Origin of the sequence: Nostoc sp. 106C (assembly GCF_002154725.1) — a bacterium.
Taxonomy (GTDB): Bacteria; Cyanobacteriota; Cyanobacteriia; order Cyanobacteriales; family Nostocaceae; genus Aulosira.
The window spans coordinates 49,765-56,204 of sequence record NZ_MTAW01000060.1 but is presented as its reverse complement, the minus strand read 5'-3'; the positions used below and the strand labels follow the sequence as shown (position 1 = coordinate 56,204).

The 6,440-nt window shown below is 42.3% G+C and carries 2 protein-coding genes; both read left to right on the top strand.

Features of this window, described 5'->3' with window-relative positions; all coding sequences use genetic code 11:
• Window positions 1-540: 540 nt before the first annotated feature.
• The gene (locus BV375_RS05450; RefSeq protein ID WP_086758099.1) at window positions 541-1,371 is read left to right on the top strand and encodes a dienelactone hydrolase family protein; all 831 of its coding nucleotides are present in this window, start codon (window positions 541-543) and stop codon (window positions 1,369-1,371) included.
• 258 nt (window positions 1,372-1,629) lie between these two features.
• Window positions 1,630-6,345, top strand: a complete 4,716-nt coding sequence (locus BV375_RS05445; protein WP_086758097.1) for a PAS domain S-box protein — start codon at window positions 1,630-1,632, stop codon at window positions 6,343-6,345.
• Window positions 6,346-6,440: the final 95 nt, after the last annotated feature.

The window sequence follows — 6,440 nt, the reverse complement described above, 5'->3', positions numbered from 1 at the left end:
ACGTTGGCGCTGGCGCGCTGTTGTAGAGTTGCTGTCATGGTTTTATGATTGCGATGCGTGATTGATGTACGCAGGAATAATTACTTATGATGTTTTTCATCATAGAGATTTTGTAACGGATTGTAAAGAAGTTTTGCGTAAAGTTTACTTAACTATTTGATAAGTTTAACTTATAGCTTCTCATCTGTATTTAAGTGGAATCTGAGCAAATTTATCACAGAAAATAGAATGTACGACTAGCTAAAATTTTGTAGTATTAATTATTAGGTTTACTGAATAAACTTATTATTTGTGTTATTTAATGATTTGAACTGTCTATTGCTGACTGAAGTTAACAAGGGAACAGGCAAGGGGCAACAGGAGACAATTATATAGGTGGCTTTTTGCCCGATCAGAACAAGAAGCGTGCTTAAAAGTGGGAGAATATTGCTCTCAAATTAGGTACTCTAGCGGAGGAAATCCTCTTGTCTGTTACCTTCTTGTGTTGACGATACTCTGAAAAAATAAGATTAAACCTGGATAGCTCAAGGCATAAAGATGATGAAAGAGATAACACGCCGCAACTTTATCGCAACTGCTACCCTTGCAACAGGTTTTGCTCTAGCAGTGCAGCCTGTTAGTGCGAAAGTCATCACCACCGATACTAAAGGATTGGTCGCAGGTGAGGTGAAAATTCCCGTCCAAGATGGTGAAATTCCCGCTTATAGAGCGCAGCCTGCAACTGGTAAGAATTTCCCGATTGTGCTGGTGATCCACGAAATCTTTGGTGTCCACGAGCATATTCAGGATGTCGCCCGTCGCTTTGCCAAATTGGGATATTTAGCGATCGCGCCAGAATTATTTATCCGCCAGGGTGATGTCTCCAAATTAAGCAGTGTTAATGAAATTCGCCCAGTTGTTGCAAAAGTACCAGATGCTCAGGTACTATCTGACCTTGATGCAACTGTGGCTTGGGCTGTCAATTCTGGTAAGGGAAATGTCAATAGGTTGGGGATTACAGGTTTCTGCTGGGGTGGTCGAATTACTTGGTTGTATGCAGCACACAATCCCAAAGTGAAAGCAGGTGTAGCGTGGTATGGACGACTGGTGGGTGATGCAACAGAACTCACACCCAAACATCCAGTAGATATTGCCTCGACGTTGAAAGTTCCTGTTCTTGGACTCTACGGCGGTAAGGATACAGGTATTACCCTAGATACAGTAGAGCAAATGCGCGATCGCTTAAAGTCTAGCAGCAGCAAATCTGAAATTATCGTTTATCCCAATGCACCCCATGCCTTTTTTGCTGATTATCGCCCCTCTTACCGCGAAAAAGAAGCTGATGATGGTTGGAAACGCCTCCAAACTTGGTTTAAGCAGCATGGTGTCTAAGTCTACGGATGAGGCAATGTAGGCATTGCCTCCTAAATAGCACAAGTTATATTTAATATGTCATTGCGAGTGAAACGACGCAATCGCTAGGTTTTTGAGATTGCTTTCCAAAGATCGCAATGATGATTTGAACTGTCTTTGGGAGATTTAAAGCCAATATGTAATTTTGCTGTCGTTAAATATCTCAGCAAAAGATTAACGATACAATCTCTATACCAAGCTGCTATATCCATACCCAAAGCCAATAAGGAATCGCTGATGAGCGCTAAACAGCTAGAGCAGGTTAAGCAATTGCAAGCTACCCTTACCAAAATGGAAGTAACGCTAAGTGCGATCGCTGATGCTGTAGTTTGGGTTGGGGAAGACCGACGTGTTCAATGGTGCAATTCCAGTTTTGAGTGTCTAGTGAACCGACCCCAAAGTGCGATCGCAGGCTGGCAGTTAAGTGAGTTACTGCCATTATTACAATTAGGAAAACCCGTAGCTTTAAATTACTACCCTAATGTTCTGATCCAAAATGGAGAGTACGAAACTACAGAGTACGAGTTTCATCAAGGTAAGCGTTCTTTAGTGCTGCAAATCTCTGGTAGTCGTGCGGGACTAACTGAGAATGATTGTGCCGTACTAGTAATTCAAGATATTACGCTGGCGCAACAAGCTCAACAATCTTTGCAAGCGAGTGAGGAACGGTTGCGGACATTGATTAATGCTACACCGGATATTATCTGTTTAAAGGACAGCGAAGGAAAATGGTTGGAGTCAAACCAAGCTAACCTGGAATTTTTAGAAATCCAAGGCGTTGATTTTAAAGGAAAAACCGACTCAGAACTGGCGCAATTTAGTGATTTTTATCACGATACTTTGCTCAATTGTCACAATACAGATGAACAAGCTTGGCAGCAAGGGTCTGTTCATCGGGTAGAAGAAGTTGTACCTCGCCCTGATGGTACTGTCAGCATTATAGATATGATTAAAGTGCCTGTATTCCACCAGGATGGTAGACGCAAGGCGCTGGTTGTTTTAGGGCGTGATGTTAGCGATACTTATCGGCAAACTGCGCAACGCCAACAAGCCCAGCTAGCTCTGGAAAATTCTTTGTCGCTGTTAAGCGCTATCTTAGAATCAATTCAAGACGGTATTTTAGCAATCGATAGCTGGGGAAATATCACCAGTTACAACCAAAAGTTCTTAGAAATGTGGTCAATTCCAGCAGAACTTTTGTCAGAACCAGATCATCCTAAGCGGTTGGCGTATTTAGCAAATCAGTTAAAAGATCCTGAGGGATTTTTGCAGCGAGTTCGAGAATTATACGCTCAGCCAGAACTAGATAGTTACGACTTTTTAGAATTGCAAGATGGTAGAGTCTTTGAGAGATACTCCTGTCCACAACGCATCAAAGACCAGATTATTGGTAGAGTATGGAGTTTCCGCGATGTCACCCAACGCCAAAAAGCAGAAGCAGCACTGCGACAAAGTGAGTTGCAATATCGCAGTATTTTTGAAGCGATCAATGATGGACTATTTATTACCGAAATAGAAACCGAAACAGTTGCCGAAGTCAATCCTGCTGCTTGCCAGATGCATGGTTATACTTACGAAGAATTTATTACTTTGCATCCATCAGTTTACATTCACCCAAATTCACATCCGGTTTTCCATGAGTTTCTGGACAAAACAAAAGCCGGAGAGCAATTTTATGGACAAGCTGTTGATATCTGCAAAGATGGCACTTTCATAGATGTGGAAGTTAAAGGAACGACTTGCATTTACAATGGCAAACGACACGTCTTGGCAATAGTGCGGGATATTAGCGATCGCAAACGTACTGAGAAAGCTTTGCGACAAAGCGAAGTACAGTATCGGGATTTGGTACAAACAGCCAACTGCATTATTCTGCGTTGGGACAGTAACGGTGACATCATATATTTAAATGACTACGGTCAAAAGCTTTTTGGCTTTGATGCCCAAGAGATTACAGGACGCAATGTTGTCGGTACAATTGTCCCCGAAACTGAAACTTCTGGACGCGACTTACAGAGGTTAATGGTTGATATTTGCCAGTACCCAGAAAATTATCTTTTCAACGAAAATGAGAACTTGTGCAAAAATGGCGATCGCGTCTGGATAGTTTGGGCAAATAAACCTATTTTAGACGAGCAAGGCAACTTAATCGAAATTCTTTCAGTCGGCACTGATGCCACAGAACGCAAACGCGCCCAAGCAGCCTTGCAAGAGAGTGAGATAAAATTCCGCACTATTGTAGAGAATGCCAATGACTTAATTTTTACCATTTCCCCAGAGGGAATTTTTACTTACCACTCGCCTAATGTGACTCCAATTATGGGCTACAGCCTGCCAGAAATCGAGGGACATTCTGTAGTCGAATTTACTTATCCTGAAGATTTAGCAATTAGCGCCGCAGGTATACAAAAAGCTATAGCTGGAGAGAAGCAGACAGGCATTGAGGTGCGATTAAGACACAAAAACAATAGCTGGCGATGGTTCAGCTTTAACACTTCCACCATTAACACTCCTGACGGTGAAATTGCGATCGCAGGTGTGGGACGCGACATTACAGAACGCAAGCAAGCAGAAGAAGCCTTGCGTCGTAGTGAAATGAAATACCGCAACATCTTTGAAAATTCCCAAGTAGGGATTTTCCGCACCCGTCAACAAGATGGCTTGATTGTGGATGCAAATCAACGCGGTGCTGATATTTTAGGTTTTGCTGCTGCTGCTGACTTGATTGGCAGATATTTCACAACTGAATTGTATGTCAATCCCAACGATCGCAAGCGGATGGTAGCAGAGTTAGAAGCCTATGGCGATGTGCGTAATTTTGAAGTAGCATTAAGGCGCTGCGATGGTTCTGTGGTTTGGGTATTATTGTCACTCCGCCTCAACGCCGAAGAATCATATTTAGATTCTGTCTTTACCGATATAAGCGATCGCAAGCAAGCAGAGGAAGCTCTACAACGTCGCGCTCAACTAGAAAGTATACTCAGTAGTATTTCCCGTCAATTCATCGACCAAGATGTAGACACAGCAATTAATTTTACACTTCAGGCGAGCGCTCAATTCATTAATGCTGAACGCTGCTCGATTTTTGAGTTATCTGATGAGTCAAAGGAAGTTTATATAGTCAATGAATGGCGTGCTACTAATATTCAACCATTAATCGGTAATGCCAGAAGGGGCAACCTAGAAATGTTCCCTCTACTTGCACCAATACTTGTAGGGCAAAATTCTATTTTGCCATGCATAGCCGATTTATCACCCGATACTCCTGAGAAAGAATTCTTTAAAAATCAGTCAATTAAATCTGCATTGGGTGTACCAATGATTCATTCTGGTAAAGTAGTCGGGTTTATTGCCGCAGATACTATTCACTATACGAAAAACTGGAATCAACAGGAGATTAATCTCCTAAAATTGGTAGGTGAAATCATTGCGATCGGTCGGGCGAGACATCAAGCAGAAGCAGCCTTGAGAGTGGCAAAAGAAGCCGCCGAAACTGCCAACCGTGCCAAAAGTGCTTTCTTGGCTAACATGAGTCACGAACTCCGCACTCCCCTCAATGCCATCTTAGGTTTTTCTCAATTGATGGAGCGAGATCCTAGTCTCAACTCAAACCAGCGTGAATCTTTGGCTACCATTAATCGTAGCGGAGAACACTTGCTTAACCTAATTAACGATGTCCTCGAAATGTCCAAAATTGAAGCTGGACAAATTGTTTTCAATCCTGAGGACTTCGATTTATACCTGATGTTGCAAACATTACAAGAAATGTTTCAGGTACGGGCGCAGACAAAGCAGTTGTACCTCAAGTTTGACATTGCCTGCGATCTTCCGCGTTATGTACAAACAGATGAGGGTAAACTTCGCCAAGTTTTGATTAATCTTTTGGGTAACGCCATTAAATTCACCCATACTGGGGGAATAACGCTGCGGGCTAGGTTGGGAGATAGGGAATTGGCAGGAGGATACAAAGGGGACAAGGAGAATAGTTACAAATCTATGCCCAATGCCCAATTCATCATCTTTGAAGTTGAAGACACTGGACGGGGGATAGCAGCAGCAGAAATGGATAACCTATTTCAGCCTTTTGTCCAGACAACAAGCGGTATCCAAACCAAAGAGGGTACTGGGCTAGGTTTAACTATTAGCCGACAGTTTGTGCGGTTGCTGGGGGGTGATATTTACCTTACCAGTACTCTCGGGCAAGGATCTACTTTTAGCTTTGACATCCAAGTTAATTTAGCCGCAGCATTGAAAGTTGTACCAAAGTTGAGTAAAGGACGCGTACTCAAGCTAGCAGCAGACCAACCAACTTATCGTATTCTCGTAGTAGATGACCGTAAAGAAAACCGTGATTTAATTGTGCAACTTCTGGGCAGTGTTGGTTTTGAAATCGAGGCTGCTAGTAACGGGCAAGAAGCGATCGCTATGTGGCAGAGATGGCAACCTCACTTAATTTGGATGGATATGCGGATGCCTGTAATGAACGGCTATGACGCAACTAAAGAAATTAGAGCCAAGGAGAGAAGTTTAGATGGAACTTCCCGCACTGTGATTATTGCTTTAACAGCTAGTGCTTTTGAAGAACAACAAGCCAGTATTTTAGCCGCAGGTTGCGACGACTTAATTCGCAAACCATTCCGGGAACAGGTGATTTTTGAAAAGATAGCTGAATATTTACAAGTGCGCTATATCTGTGCAGAAGAAAGCAGCGAAAATATCACAGATAACAAGCTAGAGAATGTTCTATATTCTATCGTAGATCTTCATTCTGCAATTACAGTTATGCCCTCTGAATGGATAGCACAACTTAATCAAGCAGCAGTAGAAGTTGATGCCGAACAAATTTATCACCTAATTAAGCAAATTCCCCAAGCTCATACTGAATTAGCAGAAAGATTAGCAAAATTAGTCCGCAGTTTCTGCTTTGATGAAATTCTCGATTTAACTGAGTAAAACTTTTAAATAATTGTCGCTCGTTGCTCTAGTTCAGTTCGTGCCCGTTCCACATTACTTGTATATTTGAAAAAAGAATGCGACAGATTGTAGGG

What these genes read in the sequence shown, in the direction of transcription:
- BV375_RS05445 (WP_086758097.1), top strand. Translation starts at nt 1,630, where the DNA reads ATGAGCGCTAAACAGCTAGAGCAGGTTAAGCAATTGCAAGCTACCCTT.
- BV375_RS05450 (WP_086758099.1), top strand. Translation starts at nt 541, where the DNA reads ATGAAAGAGATAACACGCCGCAACTTTATCGCAACTGCTACCCTTGCA.